This window comes from Deltaproteobacteria bacterium (assembly GCA_023382265.1).
GTDB lineage: Bacteria > JAMCPX01 > JAMCPX01 > JAMCPX01 > JAMCPX01 > JAMCPX01.
On the sequence record JAMCPX010000028.1, the window covers coordinates 36,288 to 58,301 of the forward strand.

Below are 22,014 nucleotides of genomic sequence, written 5' to 3' on the forward strand. Positions count from 1 at the left end.
TTTAAAGTCTGTTTTTACAGTTTATGAAGATCGATATCATTATTTATGAAGAGGAATCGTTATGGACACGGGTCAGGATAATATAAACATAATTGTTGTTTCAAATCTGGTTAAAAAATTTGGTAGGTTCACCGCCGTTGATAATATCTCTTTCAATGTAAAAAAAAGTGAAATCTTTGCTTTCCTGGGTCCTAACGGGGCAGGCAAATCTACTACAATAAAGATGCTTACCACTTTACTCAATCCGGACGGCGGAGACATAACCATTAATAAAAGCAATGCCGCCGTTGATAAAGACAGTGTCAGAAAATCTATCGGTATAGTTTTTCAAGATCCGAGCCTGGATGATGATCTTACTGCTACGGAAAATATGCAGTTTCATGCTGTCTGTTACAAAGTTCCTAAGGGCACCAGAAAACAACGAATAGAGGAACTATTGCGGTTTGTAGAACTCTGGGAAAGAAGGGATGATCTTGTCAAAACCTTTTCCGGCGGAATGAAACGGAGATTGGAGATCGCACGTGGACTGCTGCATCACCCTACTATCCTTTTTTTGGATGAGCCTACACTGGGTCTTGATCCCCAGACAAGGAATCACATGTGGAGCTATGTGAAGGACATCAACAAGAAAGAGAGTATGACTGTCTTTTTAACCACTCATTATATGGAAGAAGCAGAAAAGGTTGCTGATCGTATTGCCATAATCGATCATGGTAAAATCATATCGATTGGCACTGCAGAGCAACTCAAGAAACAGACAGGTTCGAATTCACTTGAGGAGGCATTCCTAAGTCTGACAGGAGAGAAAATAAGAGAAGAAGAGGCGAACGGATTAGATCACATGAGGACAATGAGACAAATGTGGGGAGGAGGTAGGAAATGGGTGTAATATATATTTTGTGGTTGAGGCAGCTTAAAAAATATTTCAGGTCAAGGTCAAGGATTATAGGTTCGCTTGGTCAGCCGCTGCTCTTTCTTTTGGCTTTCGGGTTTGGCTTCGCTTCAATCTACAAAAAAGCTGGAGAGGGTAACTATATCCAGTTTCTGGCTCCCGGAATAATCCTTATGAGCGTGCTCTTCACAGCCATTTTTTCAGGTATAGATATGATCTGGGACAGGCAGTTCGGTTTTTTAAAAGAGACAATGGTAGCACCGGTGTCGAGATTGAAAATCATGTTAGGTAAAGCCTTTGGCGGAGCTACAGTAGCCTCATTACAGGGATTGCTTGTTTTCATATTAACACTTCTTATAGGATTTAAACCCCACAATCTATTTTTGCTTCCCGCTGCCGCGCTATTTGTCTTTCTGATCGCTCTCCTGTTTACTGCCCTTGGTATAACTATAGCTTCCATGTTAGAGGATATGCAGGGTTTTCAACTGATCATAAACTTTCTGGTTATGCCGATCTTTTTTTTGTCGGGAGCTCTTTTCCCTCTTCAAGGTGCACCCAGAGTAATAGACATTATAGCGAGTGTTGATCCACTGAGCTATGGAGTAAGCGGTTTGAGATATGCGCTTCTATCTTCGGGAATTGGCTACGGTATGATAACCGATTTGATCGTACTTGTTTCTTTGACAGCAGTACTGTTGTGGTTAGGGAATTATATGTTTGAAAAAATACAGATCTAAAAAAGAGAAGGCTGTTCTTTTAAATGAATTTTTCGGGTTAAGCAGTTTTCCCATGGCAGTTTTTGTATTTTTTCCCGCTTCCGCACCAGCATGGATCGTTTCTCCCGACCTTTTTTTCTCTCTTGATTGGTGCAGTAACACCCGGTGAAACTGATGCCGCTGCCGCTTGTTGTGACGGCTGTGTTAAATTAAGATTGAGGGACAATGGAGCCATTTTCCTTAACGGGACATGGGGTTCTTCTTCTTTTAGATGGATCTTGAATAACCTTGATACGGATTCCTCTCTTATTGTAACAAGCATTTTCTGGAACATATCAAATGCCTCTTTCTTGTATTCAACAAGAGGGTCCTTCTGAGCGTATCCACGTAATCCGACGCCTTCTTTAAGGTGATCCATATTCAATAAAAAATCTTTCCAGTTGCTGTCTACAACCTGAAGGAACAGAAATTTTGTGACTTCTGAGAATGTTTCTTTTGACATCAACTGCTGCTGTTCCTCAACCCTTGCGCCCGCCTGTTTTAAAAGCATGTCTTTCAGTTCGTATGCCGTTATCTCTTTCTTTTTATCTTCGGCAAAGTCGGGTTTTATGGATAACATGCTGTCAAGCGCATTATCTATTACCGTGAAATCCCATTCTTCTGGTCTATCCGGGTCTTCTATGTATTTGTGAAGGATATCATCAATAGTCTCTTCTATCATATCATTAATAAGGGACTCGAGTTTCTCTCCTTTTAATATCTCCTTCCTCATTTCATAGATGACCTCTCTTTGTTTATTCATAACATCATCATATTCAAGAAGGTGCTTTCTTATCTCAAAGTTATGCTCTTCAACTTTTTTTTGTGCGGATGCTATAGCCTTTGTAAGCCACGGATGCGTTATAGGCTCTCCTTGTCCCATACTTTTCTGCATAAATGAGGATATGCGTTCAGAACCGAAGCGTCTTAAAAGGTCGTCTTGAAGGGATAAATAAAACCTTGATGCCCCTGGATCTCCCTGTCTTCCCGATCGTCCTCTTAACTGATTATCTATTCGTCTTGCCTCATGCCTCTCAGTACCTATAATGTGTAATCCCCCCGAATTCAAAACCACTTCTTTTTCTTCGTCGCAGATACGTTTTGCTGTTTCGTAAAGCTGTTGAAAATCTTCCTGCTTTGCATCGCCTTTCTTAATTTTTTCTTTAACTATGTATTCGGGGTTTCCGCCAAGTAAAATATCAACACCCCTCCCGGCCATGTTTGTAGCAATTGTTACAGAGCCTTTTCTTCCTGCCTGAGCTATGATCCCAGCCTCCTTTTCATGATGTTTGGCGTTTAGAACGTGGTGTTTAACCCCGCGCTTTGTCAGCATTTTACTTAATGTTTCCGATTTCTCTATGGAGATTGTGCCCACAAGCACAGGAGTGCCTGCTTTATTTAATTTTAAGATTTCTTCTATCACCGCATTAAATTTTTCCTCTTCTGTCCCGTAGATGCTGTCTTCCTGATCCAGACGGATCATCTCTAAGTTGGTCGGGATTATATTTACGTCAAGGTTGTATATCTTTTTAAACTCTGATGCCTCTGTATCGGCAGTACCGGTCATTCCTGCAAGTTTTTTATACATTCTGAAGTAGTTTTGGAATGTTACGGTTGCAAGGGTTTGGTTTTCGTTTTCTATCTTTACACCTTCTTTTGCCTCAATTGCCTGATGCAGCCCATCACTCCATCTTCTGCCCGGCATCAACCTGCCGGTAAACTCATCGACAATGACGACCTCCCCATCTTTAATCATGTAGTCAACATCCTTTTTAAAAATTACATGGGCCTTTAACGCCTGATTGACATGGTGGAGTATCTCAATCTGAGACGGTTCAAAAAGGTTTTTTATAGAAAGCAGCTGTTCTACTTTGACTGCACCTTCTTCGGTTAATATGACTTGCTTGTACTTTTCATCTACTGTGTAATCCGCATCTTTTTTGAGTTTTGGAATGATCTTATCTATCGTATAGTATTTGCTTGTTGATTCCTCTGCGGGCCCGGAAATAATGAGCGGCGTTCTTGCTTCATCGATTAAGATACTGTCAACCTCATCTACAATTGCGTAGTTAAGCTCTTTTTGAACCATCTCGTTTATATCGAATTTCATGTTATCCCGCAGATAGTCGAAGCCGAATTCGTTGTTGGTTCCATAAGTGATATCCGAGTTATATGCCGCCTGTCTTTCCTTATCGTCAAGTTCGTGAACAACAACACCTACACTCAGGCCTAAAAAACTATATATCTCGCCCATCCATTCTGAATCACGTTTTGCAAGATAATCATTAACGGTTATAATATGCACCCCCCTGCCGTCAAGTGCATTTAAATATGCTGGAAGTGTTGCAACCAGTGTTTTACCTTCGCCCGTCTTCATCTCGGCTATTCTGCCCTTGTGCAGTATAATACCGCCGATAAGCTGAACATCAAAGTGACGCATTCTTAGAGTTCTTTTTGACGCCTCCCTTACAACCGCAAAAGCTTCAATAAGAAGATCTTCAATGGTTTCTCCGTTTTCAAGCCTTTTTTTAAACTCATCCGTTTTAGCCCTTAGTTCATTATCGGAAAGTACAGAAATGGACGGCTCAAGTTTATTTATGCTATCAACGATAGGTTCAACCATTTTCAGGTCTCTTTCATTCTGTGTACCCAGGATCTTTTTAAATACAAAATCAAACATAAATACCACCTTTAATTAAAATAAATTATATTGACTATCCTGACAAAGTCAAACAATGTGTTTCATAATTTATCATATTGCATATTAAGTGAGAAGTAGAAGTAATGGATTTTCAACTTTAGATCCCTCGAGATCGCTTCACTTTTCAAGTTTAAATGATAAAGTATCTTGACTATATTGAGTCGATATTTAATAAAATATAGAGTTCGGAGGCAATGTATGAAATGGATCATAAGTGTATTGTTTGTGTTTGCTGTACTGGTTGGATGTACAAAAAAAACAAATGTAATACAGATAGGTGTTGCAGGCCCGATGACAGGTGATCAGTCCGTATTCGGTCAGGATGAGGCACACGGCGTTGAGCTTGCCGTTAAAGAATGGAATGAGAAGGGCGGGATTTTAGGAAAGAAAATCATTGCCGTTGTTGAAGATGACCAGCATGATCCAAGACAGGCCGTAGCTGTAGCAAACAGGCTTGTTGATGATGGAGTTGTCGGGGTTATCGGACATTTTAACAGCAATTGCTCTATCCCTGCATCCGTTGTCTATCATAAGGCAGGTATTTCCATGATCTCTCATGGCTCAACAAATCCCCAGCTAACGGAACAGGGTTTTAATAATGTGTTTCGCGTTTGCGGAAGAGATGATCAGCAGGGCAGGATTGCAGCACAATTCGTAACAAATAAACTTAAACTAACAAGGATTGCCGTTATAGATGATAGGACAACTTATGGACAGGGTCTTACGGATCAATTCAAAAAATGGCTTGGAAAGGCATGCAAGGTTGTGTATTCAAGTTCGATTATCCAGGGAGATAAAGACTTTAGAGCAGTCCTGACCGATATTAAGGCGGCCGATCCCCAACTCATTTATTACGGCGGCGTTTATCCTGAAGGCGGGCTCCTTGTAAATCAAGCAAGACAGCTTGGCATAAATGCTTTATTCATGGGCGGTGATGGGATTATGGGACCTGAGTTTATAAAAATAGCAGGCAGTTCTGCGAATGGTGTATATGCAACCTTTGGTCCCGACATAACCAGGTTTAAACAGGCAAAAGGGTTCATAAAAAGTTACAAAAGGCTTTACGGGGATCCTGGCCCTTATTCTATTTACGCTTATATAGCTGCGAACATCCTGCTTGGTTCAATCAGTGCTGCCGGGACTACAAACTCCAGGGCTATTATAAACTACATGCATACCCATAGTTTTGATACCGCGCTTGGTCCTATCCGGTTTGACAATAAAGGCGATGTCGTACACAGCCCTTATGTTATATGGCAGGTAAAGGACGGGCGGTTTGTGCAGTTGTAGTCACATATACAGTTTCCTGTGACATTATTGTTGCTCCAGCGATGCATTTAAGAATATAAGAATGGCTGTAAAGGGGGTAAAGATCCCCCATTTCATTAAAAATCCTGGGACAATAAACAATCCATTCTTGACAGGATTGATAGTTTTCCGTATACTCCATACAAACACTGGAGGAGGCTTATATTTATGGCATCGAGGCTTGGAGAATTACTTATTAAAGAAAACCTCATAACCACTGAACAGCTTAAACAAGCAATAGATGAACAAAAAGCATCAGGCGGCAGACTTGGGGCAAGTTTAACAAAGCTTGGATTTGTGTCTGATCAGGAATTGATATCCTTTATCAGCAAACAATACAATGTACCGGCTATTAACCTTGAAGAGTTTGAGATTGATAAAGAGATAGCAAAAAAGATACCCGAAAGTGTGGCAAGAAAACATTTTGTTATTCCAGTTAATCAGACAGGCTCTACACTCATAGTTGCCACATCGGATCCAACAAACCTATCCGTTATTGATGAAATAAAATTTTTGACGGGCTACAATGTGGAGTTCGTAGTGGCAACAGAAACAGCTATCAAGAAGGCTGTAGAAAAATATTTTGAGGTATCAACGGATTATCAGGAATTGCTTAACGAAGCTGCACAGGAGTATGAGGTTATAGATGATGATGACAATATTGATGTCAAAAGTCTTGAAAAGGCGAGTGAAGAGGCCCCTGTTATTAAACTTGTTAATTCTATTTTAAATGATGCAATAAAAAAAGGCGCAAGCGATATACACGTTGAGCCTTATGAGAAGACCTTCAGGGTGAGATTCCGGATAGATGGCATGCTCTATGAAGTGATGAAGCCTCAGCTTACTTTAAAAAATGCAATAGCATCAAGATTAAAGATTATGGCAAAGCTTGATATCGCAGAGAGAAGAAGGCCCCAGGATGGCAGAATCAAGATCCGCTACGCTGATGGAAAGGATATGGATTTTCGCGTCTCCGTACTCCCAACATTGTTTGGTGAGAAAATTGTTTTGAGACTGCTTGATAAATCCAATCTTCAGCTTGATATGACAAAACTTGGATTTTTCGACAATCAGTTAAAAGACTTTAAGGACTCTGTCCATAAACCTTATGGCATGGTTCTTGTTACCGGACCTACAGGAAGCGGTAAAACAACAACACTATACTCTGCATTGTCAGAACTGAACCAGATAACAAAAAACATATCAACAGCAGAAGATCCCGTTGAATACAACATGCCTGGGATAAATCAAGTTCAAATGCATGAAGAGATCGGCTTAAATTTTGCTTCTGCATTAAGATCCTTTTTAAGACAGGACCCTAACATAATTATGGTTGGTGAGATAAGGGACTACGAAACAGCAGAGATCGGTATAAAAGCAGCATTGACGGGACACCTTGTTCTTTCCACGCTCCATACAAATGATGCACCAAGTGCTATCAACAGATTATTAAATATGGGGATAGAACCTTTCCTCGTTGCGTCATCGGTACACTGTATTATTGCTCAAAGGCTTGTACGGAAAGTTTGCGAGAAATGCAGAGAACCTATCAGTGTAGAGAAAGCAGTGTTGATAGAACTGGGAATGTCAGAAGAGGATGCAAAAAACACAAAAGTTTACAAAGGTATGGGGTGTAACAGCTGTAATAATACCGGATATAAAGGAAGAATGGCGGTTTATGAGGTGCTTGTTATTGGTGAGGAGTTAAAAGAATTGGTGCTTTCCGGTGCATCAGCAAGCGAGATAAAAAAAGAGGCAATAAGGCTTGGAATGATGACAATGAGGCAGAGTGCGCTTAAACATTTTAAAACAGGGTTAACGACGGTGGAAGAGGTTGTAAGGGTAACTGTAAAAGATTAAGATAAGGAGTAATTATGAGTATCAATTTACACCAGTTATTAAAGATAATGATAGAAAAAGGGTCGAGCGATTTACATGTCACTACTGGAACACCACCTCAGTTAAGGATAGATGGGACCCTTACACCATTAGGGATTCCGCCTCTTACTGCTATAGAGACAAAGCAGCTCTGTTACAGCATACTTACGGATGCACAGAAACAAAAATTTGAATCGGAAAATGAACTTGATCTTTCATTTGGAGTAAAGGGGTTGAGTAGATTTAGAGCCAATATATTTATGCAAAGGGGTGCTGTTGCAGGAGCCTTCAGGACAATACCCTTTAAGATCCTCGGTTTTAATGATCTTGGTCTTCCGCCGGTTGTTTCTGAATTTACAAAAAGGGCGCGCGGATTGATTTTAGTAACAGGTCCTACCGGGAGTGGGAAATCTACCACACTTGCCTCCATTATAGACAAAATAAACGAAGACAGGCATGAGCATATCATAACAATCGAAGATCCTATAGAATATCTGCACCCACACAAGCACTGTATTGTAAATCAAAGAGAGGTTGGAGCCGATACAAAAAGTTTTCCACAGGCCTTAAAATACATACTTAGACAGGATCCGGATATTGTTTTAATAGGTGAAATGAGAGACCTTGAAACAATAGAGTCGGCGCTTAATACTGCAGAAACAGGTCACCTCGTCCTTGCCACATTACACACAAACTCGGCGGTGCAAACAATAAACAGGATTATAGATGCCTTTCCATCGCATCAGCAGCCTCAGGTAAGGGCCCAGTTATCATTTGTTTTGGAAGGGGTTCTGACTCAGGCACTAATACCAAAGTACAATCAGCCCGGCAGGGCACTCGCTGTAGAGGTATTGGTACCAACTCCGGCCATAAGGAATCTTATAAGGGAAGAGAAGGTCCATCAGATATACTCACACATGCAGGTAGGGCAGGCCAAATTCGGAATGCAAACGATGAATCAATCTCTGTTCAGTTTATACCAGAAAAAACTGATATCCCTTGATGATGCCATGATATATTCTACTGATCTTGAAGAATTAAAACAGATGTTGCAGAATAGTTCTGCGACCCCACAGGGTGTTCAAGCACAGGCAAGGCTGCAATCACAAACAGTACAAAGGAGTTTTTAAAGGAGAACGTTTATGGCACTATTTACATGGGAAGGTATGAAAAAAACAGGTGAGGCAGTAAAGGGCTCTACAGAGGCACAAAGTGAGTCTGCTGTCATAGCCTTATTAAGACAGCAGGATATCAGACCCACATCTGTTAAAGAGAAGAAATCTGCTTTTAATCTTGGCTCTATAAACATATTCAAGGAGAAGATTAAAGGTAAGGATATAGCTATTTTTACAAGACAGTTTGCTACGATGATTGATGCCGGCTTACCGCTTGTTCAGTGTCTTGACATACTCGGAGATCAACAGCCAAATAAAACTTTTCAGAAGACGATAAAAGATATAAAGGTTTCTATAGAAGGTGGTTCTACCTTCGCCGCTGCATTAAAAAAACATCCCGATGTCTTTGATAACCTTTATACAAATCTTATTGCAGCAGGTGAGGTAGGAGGTATGCTTGATACAATACTGAACAGGCTTGCAGTTTATATTGAAAAGGCGGACAAGCTAAAAAGCAGGGTAAAGGGGGCTATGGTCTATCCTATCGTTGTTTTAACGGTTGCTGCCGGTGCAGTAGCGATACTGCTTGTTTTTGTTATCCCTGTTTTTGCAAAGATGTTTGCTGATATGGGTGCTCAACTGCCCGGGCCTACATTGGTTGTTATGAAAATCAGTTATATCTTGCGGCATTACCTAATATATATGATCATAGGTGTTGTAGGAATAATATTCGCTTTCAGGACGTATTATAAAACACCGAATGGTACATTGGTTATAGATAGTATAACTTTAAAACTACCCGTGTTCGGAGATTTGATAAAAAAGAATGCAGTAGCAAGGTTTACAAGAACGCTATCCACGATGATGTCAAGTGGAGTCCCCATAATGGATGCACTTGAGATAGTCGCCAGAACATCAGGCAACAAAGTTATCGAAAATGCAATTATGAAAGCCAGGGAAAGTATTGCATCGGGTAAAACCATAGCAGAGCCCCTTGGCCAGAGTAAGGTTTTCCCTTCAATGGTTATTCAGATGATCTCGGTGGGTGAAGCTACAGGTAATATGGATGCCATGCTTGGAAAGATTGCAGATTCTTATGATGAAGAGGTTGATAATGCTGTGGCTGCAATGACATCACTTATTGAGCCTATAATGATAGTGTTCCTTGGCGTGATAATAGGCGGGCTTGTCGTTGCGATGTATCTGCCTATATTTAAGATTGCAAGTACAGTTCATTAATGACAGATATCCTACCATCCGGCAACCAGCATAACTCTTTATCCTCAACAGGTTTTAACGAGCAGCGAGAGCTGTTGAATAGGCTTTACTGGTCTATATGGATAAGGCTTTTTATCATAACGCTTATCATAGGAACCGCTTTAATATTATACGAACATGCCTCCATTTTCAGAATAATACCATGGCTGTCTCCTTTAATTATACTTGTTATATCCGCATATCTATTCAGTCTTATTGAATTTTTTATTCTTAAAAAAGAATCCACATTAAAACGAGTTGCATTACTTACATTGATATTTGATGTTATGTTGACATCAGCAATTGTTATTCTGACAAGCGGGGTAGATAGCATATATGCATTCCTCTATCTTTTTGTAGCAATAGAGGGTGGATTTTTATTATCAAAAAAGGGCGGGCTTATTTTTGCTTCTGCTTCAGCCATAATGTATGGGCTTATTGTAGATTTTCAGTATTACAGATTAATCCCGTCAGCAATAATGCCGTTTCAAACAATTCATTCCGTTAAAGAGATCATCGTTAATCTTATTACTTATATCCTAACAACATTTCTGATTGGAATATTGGGGGCATACCTTGGTGATAATCTTATAAAGGCAAAAAAAGAGTTATCAATAAGTGCAACGGATTTGAGAAAATTGAGTAAAATCCATTCTATCATTATAAACAGTATAGATTCCGGATTAGTAACGCTCGATGAAGGGTATAAAATAAAAACCACTAACCCGGCGGCAGAACGTATTACTGGATATACCCTGACAGAAATCTACGATATGCAGGTAAATAAAATGATGCCCGAGTTTAAACCTCAAAATACGGTTATAAGAGCAGAAACCTTTATAAATAAGAAAAATGGGGAAATCATACCTGTTGGATACAATATTTCCAAATTGAATGATGAAACCGGTAAGGTAGTAGGTACAGTTATAACATTTCAGGATTTGACAGAAATGAAAAAATTAGAGGCAAAGCTGAAAAGAGCGGATATTCTTGCCACAGCAGGTAAGCTCGCAACGAGTGTAGCCCATGAGATACGTAATCCTCTTGCTTCTATGAGTGGATCTGCACAGCTGCTACTTGAAGATACAAATATCAAGAATAGCAGGGAATCTTCGCAGTTGATGCAACTCATTTATAGGGAGATTGACAGGATAAATGGCCTGGTTACAGAATTCCTCAACATGTCAAAACCCGTTTCAAATATAACAAACAATGTGTCAGTAAAACCTATTATAGACGAATCATGGGAGAGCATAACTAAGAGAGCAGATTTTAATCCATTAATAAAACTGCATCTGCTTGTTTCGGAGGATTCTACAATAAGAGCAGATAGTACAAAACTAAAACAGGTATTTTATAATCTTTTCCTTAATTCGGTCAGCGCAATAAAGAAAGAAGGTAATATAAATGTAGAGTTTGCTGTAAAAGATAATTGTACTGTACTATCTATTAAAGATGATGGCGAGGGAATGGATTATAAAGAGTTGAAAATGGCATTGGAGCCTTTCTGGACAACAATGCCGGGTGGGACGGGACTGGGATTGCCGGTTGTTCAATCTATAATAGAGCAGCACAGCGGTACCATAAAAATTACGAGTGAGAAAGGCAAAGGAACTGTTGTTACAATGAGTTTACCCTTAAATTAGAGATTATATATGGTGAATATACTCGTGGTGGATGATGACAAAAGCATGCGGGAATTCCTTGAGCTTATGCTAAGGCGGGAGCGGTATAATATTACAACTGCAAAAGATGGGGCTGATGCTATACTGTTGTTAAAGGAAAATTATTTTGAACTGCTCATATCGGATCTTACGATGCCAGCCATAACCGGATTAGAGCTATTAAAAAAATCAAGAGAATTATATCCCGATATAAAGGTTATAATGATCACCGCATTTGGGACAGTGGAGACTGCTGTAGAGGCAATGAAACTTGGTGCTTACGATTATATAACAAAACCATTTAACAACGATGACCTTAGAATAAAGATAAGGAGGGCAATAGAAAGTCAAAAAATAGAACATGAGAACCTTCGTCTTAAACAGCAGCTTGGTATTAAAGACGGCAAATGGGATATCATAGGCGTAAGCGATAGCATGCAGCAATTATTCAATATGATAGACAGAGTTAAAGACACAAGAACAAACGTGTTGATTACAGGTGAATCTGGAACCGGGAAGGAACTCGTTGCAAGGGCTATCCATTATCAGGGAATCAGGAAAGATAGCGCATTCGTTCCTATAAACTGCGGTGCCATACCGGAGAATCTTGTTGAAAGCGAACTTTTCGGGCATAAAAGAGGTGCGTTTACAGGGGCAGTAGAAAACAAGAGAGGTCTTTTTCTGGAAGCCGATACAGGCACAATCTTTCTTGATGAAGTAAGTGAACTGCCGTTACAAACACAGGTAAAGCTTTTGCGTGTCATACAGGAAAGAAGGGTGAAGCCTGTTGGCGATTCTGCAGAATTTTCCGTTGATGTGAGGATTATTACGGCCACCAATAAAGATATAAAAAAACTGTTAAAAGAGGGTAAATTCAGAGAAGACCTTTTTTACAGGCTAAATGTTATGCAAATAGAGTTAAAACCATTAAGAGAACGAAGAGAGGATATACTCCCTTTGCTCAGATATTTTCTTGAAAAATATAACAAAGAACTTGGTAAGGATATAAAAGATTTTTCAAATGAATCAATAGAACGATTAAAGAGCTATTCTTACCCGGGAAATGTTAGAGAATTGGAGAATATTGTAGAAAGAGCTGTTGCTATCGAATCAAGCCAACGGATACTTCCTGAATCTTTACCCAATGAGATCATTTGCACAACTTCAAATGAACATAATAAGATCTATACACTCGATGATATCTCGATTTATTTTAATGGAGTCATTGATAACCTGCTCTTTTCAGTTGAGAAGGAACTCATTATAGATGCTCTAAACGCGGTATCGGGTGATAAACAAAAAGCGTGCGAACTTCTTGGAATACCCATGAGATCTCTAAGGTACAGGATAAAAAAATACGGGTTATGATCTAATCTGAGAGATACGCTTTCTCAATCCCGTCATATCCGCCTCCGCGGCGCGGTATAAAGTTATGCAACCTTCTATTCATAACAGTTATGTCATCCATATACCACAAACTTACATAAGGGAGGTCTTTTGCAGCAAGTCTCTGAACCGATTCATAAAGAGCAAGGGCTTTATCTCTTTTAAGAATTGTTCTTGCGGTCTCCAACAATTGATTCATCTCAGGATTTATATAGTATCCCCTGTTAGCTCCAAAAGGCGGCACACTTTTTGAATCAAATGCATAATAAAAAATGTCCGGATCCATGACTCCAACCCATCTTAGTGAATACATCTGGAAATTGCTATGTCTGATATCATTGTAAAAAGTTCCCCACTCATATGGCATTAAAATGATCTTTATACCGATCTGTCCAAGCTCGTAGGCGATTGTCTGTGCGATCCTTACCGATAAGGGGTTGTTTGAGGTTTTGTAAGTAAGAGTAAACCTATGCCCATGATTTAGAGGATAACCTGCTTGATCAAGCAATGATTTCGCTTTAGACGGTTCATAAGGGTAAATATCTACATCACTTGTATATGCCCAGTTCCATGGCGGCAGTATTCCTGTTGCTGGTTCCGCAAGATTAAATAATACATATCTAATAATATCATTTCTATTTATTGCATAAGCAATAGCCTGTCTTACCTTTTTTATTTTGAGAATGGGGTCCTTCATATTGAAGCCAACATATTCATAGTTATTTCCCGCACCTACAATGACTTTTAATTGTTTATCCTTCATGAGGCTTTTGACAGAATCAGGCGGCACTGAATTAACAAGCAACCCTATCGAGCCTTTTTCTAATTCAAGCACCCTTGTAAGATCATCCGGTATGATTTTAAATATAAGGGTTGATATCCGGGGTTTACCATTGGAGTAATATTTATTAGCTTCAAGTTTTACATACTTTGCCGGTCTGTAATCTACGAGTTTATATGGGCCAGTACCTATAAGATTTTTTAGAGTTATATTCTTATCTTCTGCATATTTGGCTGGGAGTATACCAAGTGTAAGTGCTGATAAAATAGGCGCATAAGGCTCTGTCAAATGAATGACCAGATTAAAAGGATTTGATATGGAAATACATTCTATATGTAAAAACGCCTCTGTATATGGTGAATATTCTTTCCCATGGATGATACTGTTAATTGTAGCAGCAACGTCTGCCGCACTGAAATATGTGCCATCCTGAAACCTGATATTCCTTTTTAATATTATATCTATTGTAGTGTTATTCTTTATATTTATAGCTCTTGCAAGGTCGGGAACTAGGCGTCCGTTATTTGTGAATCTCATTAGTCCATTAAATGATAACATTGCTATTTGTTCAGAAAAGGCATCCGTAGCATATCTTGGATCAAGGTTTGTAGGACTTCCTTCAATCCCGATAACCAATACCGAGCCTTTATAATCTTTATGAATGCAAGACGAGAATAGAAGTATAAAAACTAATACTGTTATTTTTAAATAAAACCTCATTTTGACCTGAAGATACAATAGGTGAGCAGCAGGCTCTAAACACCTCACTGCATATTTTGCTCAACCTTGTTTATTATCAAACACAGTTTTTTTATAAAATCAATCAGAAATTCAACTGCCTTCGATTTCATTCCGTACTTTAGGCGATTACAGCTTATTACATGTCCGTTTATACTCAAAGAATTTGAAAGCATACTTGCTAAAAAATTAAAAGCTTCAAATAATGAAGTAAAGACCGTATTGGAACTTATCAGTCAAACGGTTTATGAAATAGTGTATCTATCAGGAGTAAAAATTGATGTATGCAGGGGAAAGTGGACTACCTCAGCCGGCTATGCGCCCGGTATTTGCAGGACAGTGAACAAATGATCGTCTACAGCAGTATGTGCCGCCTCAACAGCCTTACCTTCAATAGATACTATGCTCCGGTCCTCTTTAATCTCCTTCAGCTCAGCCCTGAACCACATGGCTGCAATCGGGATATCAAGTGCCTTGGCTGCACATTCCTTTGTCGTCCAGACCCTGATGGCTGCGTGTTTCTGACCGAGGGGAGATCGTGCACACAGGGCCTGCTCGCTTGATGTCATATAGACATGCGTGCCTTTCAAAAGGGTATCTTTAATCCGTTCTACATCTACACCTATGGGATGGTTTCCCCCTACAGCAACAGCGAAGCGGTCATCATGAGACGCACTGCAGTAAAAGCCCTGTTTGTTCCCTGATGGAACGCACGCAGGATGTATGCCGTCCGGGGCTATCGTTTCTATGAGTGAGGGATCATCCGGGACCCCGGTTCTGTAGAGGATACGCGATAGACGCTTGAGTGCAATCCTTGCACCTATGTGCATGTTTCTTTTGCCCGGATGACGCCTGCGTACTATCTCAAGCTCATGCGGCGATAATATGTTTTCCGCAAACGGCAAAATGCTTGCCAGCTCTACCACAGACATGCCCATGCTTCTTTCCTTTATGACCCGGAGCTTGTCCGTGCCGATATCTATCACCCATTCCGGCACCTGTATCTTGTTTTTGAATACATCCTTCATTCTTACGCCTGAAACAGCCTCGCAGAGTTCTCCATTTTTGTCATATATCCATATATCAAAAACGAGCGTGTCTGCTTCATCAGCCATTGGTATAACCCTGCAAAAATACGATTCCCCGGCTATAGCGGGGTGAATAATTGTTCTGACAGCATAGCCGACCGGGAAGGCAATGTAGCCTCGATAGCGTTGTCCCCATGCACTGGCAACATGGAACGCAGCATCAAGAACAAACGGAGAGCCCAGAGGCGGGTTGGGGATTCCTATGACGGGTGCCTGAAGGGTTGCCACGGCTCCGTCGTGGAATAGGAACACGGTTCCCACTGCGTTATGGAATGACGCACCGAATTTCACCATCTCTTTGTAAAGTCTTTCTGCCGTTACCGCATAGCATAGCCCCTCTCCTGCACACGCTATGTCCAGAGGTATGGGCACAGGAGGGGGTATATCGGAAAATGTTACACGGGCGTGCTCACGGATACGTGAAATGGAGACACCCGGTGCACGCACGAAGGTGCCGATGGAGGCAGTTACCTCACCGTTTTCTTTCGTCTCAATGTCAGCGACAACTTCAGCAGAAGATTTTTCAGCAGGGAGCACAAGGAACCTTAAAAATTCCGCATCACAGGAATTCATGACTTTTCTTCCGGGACATCCGGACGTTACAGCTTCGGCAAGCCTCTCAAGAGATTCCACAGCCGGATACACGGCACGCCCCTCTACACTATGATCAAAAAGATAAGGATGATTTTCTATCCGAATGATGGAACGCATGGTGCAATTTATTTCGGGAATGTTTTCCACAGCTGAACAGTTTTTTTATCAATAGCGATAGGCCATCCTGATTGGTTTATTGCACAATGTTGTGTAAATCCAATACATACAATTTTATTTGTTTCCGCATGGGCAATGATGTAATTGAATGCAACCTTGACACGGCTTATCTCACCTGGACGCGTGTAAATCCACATAGGATCGTCGTAATACAGGGGTGAATGATAAGTTACGCCCAGATCTATAATAGGATACACATAACCGCTGTCTTCCACCTCTTTGTAGGGGTATCCAACATCCCTCATCAAACACGAGCGACCTAGTTCGAAATACCTGAGATAATTTGCATGGTAAACGACCCCTGATCTATCAGTATCCGCATACAGTGTCCTGTTGAACACCTTGTGCCAGACAAGCTTACCGACAGTGTCCCTGACAAAATTAGCTCCATCAAACGGATGATTCGTGGTTGTTGCTTCAGGTTTAAATGGTGAGGGTCTCATTTACACCCCATGAACACGATGCAGCAGTTTGTCCCGCCGAAACCAAAAGCATTGGACATGGCAATTTCCACCTTCTGTTTCCGTGCCTCATTGGGTACAACGTCGACATCCTGAAAGCCCGGGTCAGGGATGTGGTTCATGGTTGGGAGGATAATCCCTTGGTGCATGCCCTCTATTGTCAATGCACCCTCGATTGCAGCCGCAGCTCCCAGGGTATGACCGATCTGGGATTTATTGGATGAAATAGGGGTATGCTCAAGCGCTTTGCCGAACACCTCCCGTATACAATTTATCTCGTTCAAATCACCCTTGGGTGTAGAAGTGCCGTGCGTGTTTATGTACTGGATATCTGCGGGACTCATGCCAGCATCATCAATGGCCTCCTGCATTGCCCGGACAACCGTGGGTCCGTTCGGCCTTGTAAAATGGTAGGCATCGGATGTCCAGCCTACGCCGATGACCTCGGCCCTGGGCTTTAGACCATAGATGGACATCATCTCTTCAGCTGCCAGAACAACGACTCCTGCACCTTCGGACAGAACAAAACCCTGGCGGTCGATACTGAACGGTCTGGACGCCTGTCCGGGATCATTCCATGCACGGTCTTTTTCCGTCACTTTTATTACCGCATTCATGTTGGCAAATCCGTGAAGGATCTCAGGCATAATCGGGGTATCTACCCCGCCGGCGAGAACAAAATCACTGTCTCCGTCCCGTATCATCCTGGCGCCGATCCCGATGGCGTAATTTCCTGAAGCACATGCCGCCTGCGGAGAGAAGATCGGGCCCGTGAAGCCTAAAAGCATGCTTGCCTTTCCTGAAGGCAGGTTGGCGCAAAGGTTCGGGAGAAGGTAGTTGCTGACGCTGTTGGGACCCTTCTCCTGCAAATTGATCATTGCTTTCCTATAGGCATCATGTCCGTTTATCGCGGAACCGATCATACAGGCGGTCCTTTCTTTTACACCGTCGACCATCTCAAGTCCTGCGTTTGTCAATGCATCTTTGCATACCGACATAGTAAGGATCACGTACATTGCGTTCCATTCCTTGGCTTCTTTCTCACTAGAAAAATCCAGACCAGCAGGGTTCCAATCGGGAATTTCTCCAACAATATTGGCAGACGTATCCACCGTGCACCTTGTAACGCGGCGGAACCCGGTTTCCCCTTTTACAGCTCTATTCCATGTTTCTTCCATGGTTTTTCCTAATGGGGTTGCAACTGCATATCCTACTACAAAAACCCGTCTATTTTTAGGTGATTTCATACTTCTCTCATTTAATCCTGTGAAATATTATGCAGGCATTGGCTCCACCGAATCCGAATGCGTTCTTTAAAACATATTTTTGTTTCAGCGTTCTAACAGATCCGGGAACACAGTCAATGCTTATTGACGGGTCAGGCTTATAGTTTATCGTTGGAAGAATAGCGTCCCTCATCATGCCTTCCATGGCAAATATACTCTCCAGGGCACTGGATGCACCCATTGCATGGCCGATCATGGATTTGTTGGCACTGACCGGAGGAATATTATTCTGAAAGATCTTCCTGAGTGCCAGATATTCAACATCATCGCCTACCTTGGTTGAGGTCGCATGTGCATTGACCGCACTGATATCCCCTGGTGCTATGCCTGCATGCTTTATGGCACCATCGATACAATGTACGATAGTATCCTGCCGTGGCGCTACGGAGTGATATGCATCGGCTGTCATGGCCCACCCTGCCAGCTCTATGGAGTAGTTTAATCCGTGCGCCTTTGCAAACTCCTTTGTTGACAGTATTATACATCCTGCCCCCTCTGAAATGATGAACCCGCGCCTGTTGATGGAAAACGGCCTGCTGGCCAGTGAAGGCGTTTCCGGAGCGGACTCCGCACTGTTCTGGTATGCACCGTTCATAGTGGCAAACCCGGCCACAATGCTTTCCACAAGAGGGAAATCCACTGCCCCGCAAATGGCAACATCAGCCATGCCGCTCTGCAATAACATGGCCCCGATAATCATCGAGGTGCTTCCCGTGGCACAGGCCGTGACCGTGGTAAGAATAGGGCCTGTGGCATTGGTAAGGATCGATATCTTGCCTCCGACCATATTGATGCAGGAATTCGGGTTCACATACGGCTTGGGCAGTTGTCCGGATTGCACCATGGTCCTGTCCGCATCGAGCACAGCATCAAGTCCCCCGATAGCCGTACTGAACGTGGTTGCTATTCTTGGTGATAACTCACCGGTAATGTCCAGTTTGATCTTCTTTAAGGTACGATGGACCACGAGCATGCCGTATTTAAAGATTGGTGATTTCCAGTGTACCATTTCCCTTGGTCTTAAGAATGGGTACGGTGCAACATCAACGTCCGCAACCTCTCCAGCAATCTGCACCGGAAAATTCTCTCGCAATGGGAACCGCGTCAGTGGACCTATACCGCTCTGTCCCTCTGCAGCCCTGTTCCATTGATCCTCAAAGACAGTACCGAGTGGAGACACGGCATCGTATCCCAAAACCACGGGCACGGGTGTTTTCATAACCAGCTCCTATCCGTATTCAACCAAAAAAATGTAGTGAGGAAGTTTTCCAATAATTCTGCTGTTTGCTCAAACTTTCCGATCCGCGTTTTCTTAAATACTAAATTCCGATATCTAAATTCCAAACAAATCCTAAATCTTAAACTCAAATATTCAAAACAGAGTGGTATACCGTTTTGATTTTTTGTCATTTGATATCGTTTAGAAATCAGGATTTTGAATTCGGAATTTGATATTATATGTTTATTCAAATATTTACTCACTGCACAAATCCCCTTATTTTTAAATGCAATTTTTTTGATCAATGGATTACCACGGGATGAAGCGGTATAATTTGGCGAACATTTCATAGACCTCAACCCAGTGCTGGAAATCCTCGGGGCTGCGCATATGTGCCCGCTTATTTACCATTACCCAGCTCATGTGTGCGGCTCCATCCTTACATGTTGAACACTCACGGGTGGCTGATGTGCAGCACCTATGCGTTGTTTTTAGATCGGCTCCCCATCTTATGAACCGTATTAGCCTCTTGGGTTGAGGGTCACGAGTATCCATCGGCTCTGTTACAGAAGGACATTCCATCCATCCCCATGTCTTGTCGAGCATCTTTCCGCTTGTTATTATTTTATGGTAGTACTTACTGGATATAACGGTATCGCTGTACCTTTCCAGCATATCATCCATTTCATCGCGTGCACGCTCGAGTATCTCTGGAGTCCACACGAAGCCTTCCACCTCCTCATCATTCGAGAACAACTGCAGATGTACTTTTAACCCGGCATCCGAGATCTTTTTAATAATCCGTTCAATCGTACCGGTCCCAACCTGTCTGGGCGTTATCGTGTACAGATAATACGTATAAGGGTCGCCTTTATAATTCTTCAGGGATATGCCAAAGGTATTTTTACCCCGCAGGACTTGTTCTTCGTTTTCATCTCCCCACAGGGAGATTCCTACCATCATGTCAGGGAAACGGTCCCTGGGAATTTTGATAAGGCCGTTTGTTGCGCAATACGTGGGGATGCGTTTGTAAAATGCCCCAATTCTGTCAAGGAAGAGCGTGGGTTCTCCGCCGATCAATATCGCAAGATTCACCCCTCTCTCTTTCTCCTTATCTACAAATTTCTCCCATTTCCCGAGGTCTGTTTCCTCCTCCAGTTTGTGTTCGTCAGAGGAAAAAAAGAAACAACCTTTGCATCTCAGGTTGCACTTGTTCGTCATATCATAGATAGAGCTGCGTATATTGAGGTTAGAAATGGCGTTATAACGTTTTTTCCATTCTCCGCTGAGAAGCGTACTTACCGTGTGCATGCATCCTTCTCTTTCAGAAATGCACAATAAATGTTATTTCGCTTTCTCATAATCCACTCCTTTAGGTTTAATCGTTGTTTTTTTTAACAGAGAGTATTTCATTGTCTGTAGAATTTGTATTAAATTAAAAACCGGGCGGCTGTTCAATATGGGAACAAAGATTTTCTCCCTTATCGTATCCTTTAACCCAGACAGCAAGGTACGTATCCACGTAATCAAGCCATGATTTAAAGATCTCCGCATTCCCGGTATGTCTGCTCAGCTTTGATGTAACTATAGCACTTCCTGCGGCATAATGTCTGCAGTCATTGCAATCCGTATCCGGAACACAACATGCCGCTGCCCTGTCCCATGTAAGATCAGTTCTGTACTGACGGAAAGATCTGCCGAGTCCGAATGCAACAGACGGGTTCATACGTGGATATGGACATGAAAATAGCTGATACAGGCTGTTTTTGTGGGTATGTACAACCGAATTATAATATGAGAATAATACCGATTCCGGATACTTTTCCATGAGATCTATCATCACGTTGCGGACTTTATCCAGGGTCCCCGGCGTGTGCAACAGATTCCCCGAATAGTTCAATGGTGCGGAAAACATGTTGAACGTTATTTTGCAGTTGTGTGATGCCAGGAGTTCTGCAGCCTCGTATGCTTCATCAATTGTATCTTTACAAAAAGTGTAGACGAAAACCGCGCGCGGGTCTCCCTCGTAGTTGTCGATCTGTTTCTTAAGAAGGTTTTTAGCCTTTCTGATTCTAAAACTGGTATCGTCATTGCCCCAAACTGAAATATGTATCTTATATCCGACTGATTCCGGAATACGGTTAAGTCCGTTTGTAGCTATACAACCCAGGGGGATTTCATCATAACACGCCTGCAGCAGATCAGGGACCAGAGAAGGCTCTGCTCCGGCAAGAACCACAAATGTTATACCTCTGTTTTTCTCCTGACGAAAAAGATCTCGCCATGCCTTTGGATCGAGATTTTCCTGTGTAAATTGTTTCTCGCCGTTATAGTAGTAACAGCCATCGCACCGCATGTTGCACCTTGTGGCCATATCATATGTTGATTCCCGTAGAAAAAAGTATTTTCTCACCTTTTCCCATCGTTCCCGCACACGTGTTTCATGGAGAAGATCTACAAATTTCCATTCCCCGGATAACTGTAACTTTTCCGAAAAAATTAGTGCTGTGTTGTCCGACACCATTATATTTATACCCCAAAAAAAGATACACGTTTCTAATTTGTTGTCAATACTTTGTAATTGTTGTGTGATAGCCAAGTGAAAATGTCATCTCTAACTGCCGAGTGAAAATGTCAGTAGTATATCCTGTCATAAAGACAGGAGGAAGGGATGATACTGACAATGAATGATAAAAAGAGAGCAAATGTAATAG

At 41.8% G+C, this 22,014-nt stretch carries 16 protein-coding genes; 8 read left to right on the top strand and 8 right to left on the bottom strand.

What is annotated here, in order from left to right; translation table 11 throughout:
• The first annotated feature begins 61 nt into the window (after positions 1–61).
• Both M1381_05440 and M1381_05445 read left to right on the top strand, forming a co-directional pair.
• Positions 62–889 (top strand): ATP-binding cassette domain-containing protein, encoded by an 828-nt coding sequence (locus tag M1381_05440; protein ID MCL4478528.1) that lies wholly within the window; start codon positions 62–64, stop codon positions 887–889.
• Positions 880–1,629 (top strand): ABC transporter permease, encoded by a 750-nt coding sequence (locus M1381_05445; protein ID MCL4478529.1) that lies wholly within the window; start codon positions 880–882, stop codon positions 1,627–1,629. Before M1381_05440 ends, M1381_05445 begins: the two co-directional genes overlap by 10 nt.
• A 37-nt stretch (positions 1,630–1,666) precedes the next feature.
• Here M1381_05445 and secA read toward each other — a convergent pair whose 3' ends face one another.
• Positions 1,667–4,327, bottom strand: coding sequence for a preprotein translocase subunit SecA (gene secA / locus M1381_05450; protein ID MCL4478530.1), 2,661 nt, complete (start codon positions 4,325–4,327; stop codon positions 1,667–1,669).
• Positions 4,328–4,546: 219 nt separating this feature from the next.
• Here secA and M1381_05455 point away from each other — a divergent pair, with 219 nt between their 5' ends.
• The 6 genes from M1381_05455 to M1381_05480 all read left to right on the top strand — a co-directional run bounded on the left by M1381_05455 (position 4,547) and on the right by M1381_05480 (position 12,938).
• Positions 4,547–5,638, top strand: a complete 1,092-nt coding sequence (locus tag M1381_05455; protein ID MCL4478531.1) for a branched-chain amino acid ABC transporter substrate-binding protein — start codon at positions 4,547–4,549, stop codon at positions 5,636–5,638.
• Positions 5,639–5,824: 186 nt separating this feature from the next.
• Positions 5,825–7,516 (top strand): type IV-A pilus assembly ATPase PilB, encoded by a 1,692-nt coding sequence (pilB, locus tag M1381_05460; GenBank protein ID MCL4478532.1) that lies wholly within the window; start codon positions 5,825–5,827, stop codon positions 7,514–7,516.
• Between the two features lie 20 nt (positions 7,517–7,536).
• The gene (locus tag M1381_05465; GenBank protein ID MCL4478533.1) at positions 7,537–8,664 is read left to right on the top strand and encodes a PilT/PilU family type 4a pilus ATPase; all 1,128 of its coding nucleotides are present in this window, start codon (positions 7,537–7,539) and stop codon (positions 8,662–8,664) included.
• A gap of 12 nt (positions 8,665–8,676) precedes the next feature.
• Positions 8,677–9,888, top strand: a complete 1,212-nt coding sequence (locus M1381_05470; protein ID MCL4478534.1) for a type II secretion system F family protein — start codon at positions 8,677–8,679, stop codon at positions 9,886–9,888.
• Positions 9,888–11,552: an ATP-binding protein gene (locus M1381_05475; protein ID MCL4478535.1), complete on the top strand. Its 1,665-nt coding sequence runs from the start codon at positions 9,888–9,890 to the stop codon at positions 11,550–11,552. Before M1381_05470 ends, M1381_05475 begins: the two co-directional genes overlap by 1 nt.
• Positions 11,553–11,561: 9 nt before the next feature.
• Positions 11,562–12,938, top strand: a complete 1,377-nt coding sequence (locus tag M1381_05480; GenBank protein MCL4478536.1) for a sigma-54 dependent transcriptional regulator — start codon at positions 11,562–11,564, stop codon at positions 12,936–12,938.
• A gap of 1 nt (position 12,939) precedes the next feature.
• Here M1381_05480 and M1381_05485 read toward each other — a convergent pair whose 3' ends face one another.
• From M1381_05485 to M1381_05515, 7 genes are all read right to left on the bottom strand, one after another.
• Positions 12,940–14,457 (bottom strand): ABC transporter substrate-binding protein, encoded by a 1,518-nt coding sequence (locus M1381_05485; protein ID MCL4478537.1) that lies wholly within the window; start codon positions 14,455–14,457, stop codon positions 12,940–12,942.
• A 332-nt stretch (positions 14,458–14,789) separates the two neighbouring features.
• The gene (locus M1381_05490; GenBank protein ID MCL4478538.1) at positions 14,790–16,304 is read right to left on the bottom strand and encodes a polyketide synthase dehydratase domain-containing protein; all 1,515 of its coding nucleotides are present in this window, start codon (positions 16,302–16,304) and stop codon (positions 14,790–14,792) included.
• On the bottom strand, positions 16,283–16,777 hold the full coding sequence (locus M1381_05495; GenBank protein MCL4478539.1) for a YbgC/FadM family acyl-CoA thioesterase: 495 nt from the start codon (positions 16,775–16,777) through the stop codon (positions 16,283–16,285). The genes M1381_05490 and M1381_05495 overlap by 22 nt, the downstream gene beginning before the upstream one ends.
• Positions 16,774–18,042, bottom strand: a complete 1,269-nt coding sequence (locus M1381_05500; protein ID MCL4478540.1) for a beta-ketoacyl-[acyl-carrier-protein] synthase family protein — start codon at positions 18,040–18,042, stop codon at positions 16,774–16,776. Before M1381_05500 ends, M1381_05495 begins: the two co-directional genes overlap by 4 nt.
• A gap of 7 nt (positions 18,043–18,049) precedes the next feature.
• Positions 18,050–19,300 carry a beta-ketoacyl-[acyl-carrier-protein] synthase family protein gene (locus M1381_05505; GenBank protein ID MCL4478541.1) on the bottom strand — a complete coding sequence of 417 codons (1,251 nt, stop codon included), beginning with the start codon at positions 19,298–19,300 and terminating at the stop codon, positions 18,050–18,052.
• Positions 19,301–19,609: 309 nt separating this feature from the next.
• Positions 19,610–20,611, bottom strand: a complete 1,002-nt coding sequence (locus M1381_05510; GenBank protein ID MCL4478542.1) for a 4Fe-4S cluster-binding domain-containing protein — start codon at positions 20,609–20,611, stop codon at positions 19,610–19,612.
• Between the two features lie 124 nt (positions 20,612–20,735).
• Positions 20,736–21,674: a radical SAM protein gene (locus M1381_05515; protein MCL4478543.1), complete on the bottom strand. Its 939-nt coding sequence runs from the start codon at positions 21,672–21,674 to the stop codon at positions 20,736–20,738.
• Positions 21,675–22,014: the final 340 nt, after the last annotated feature.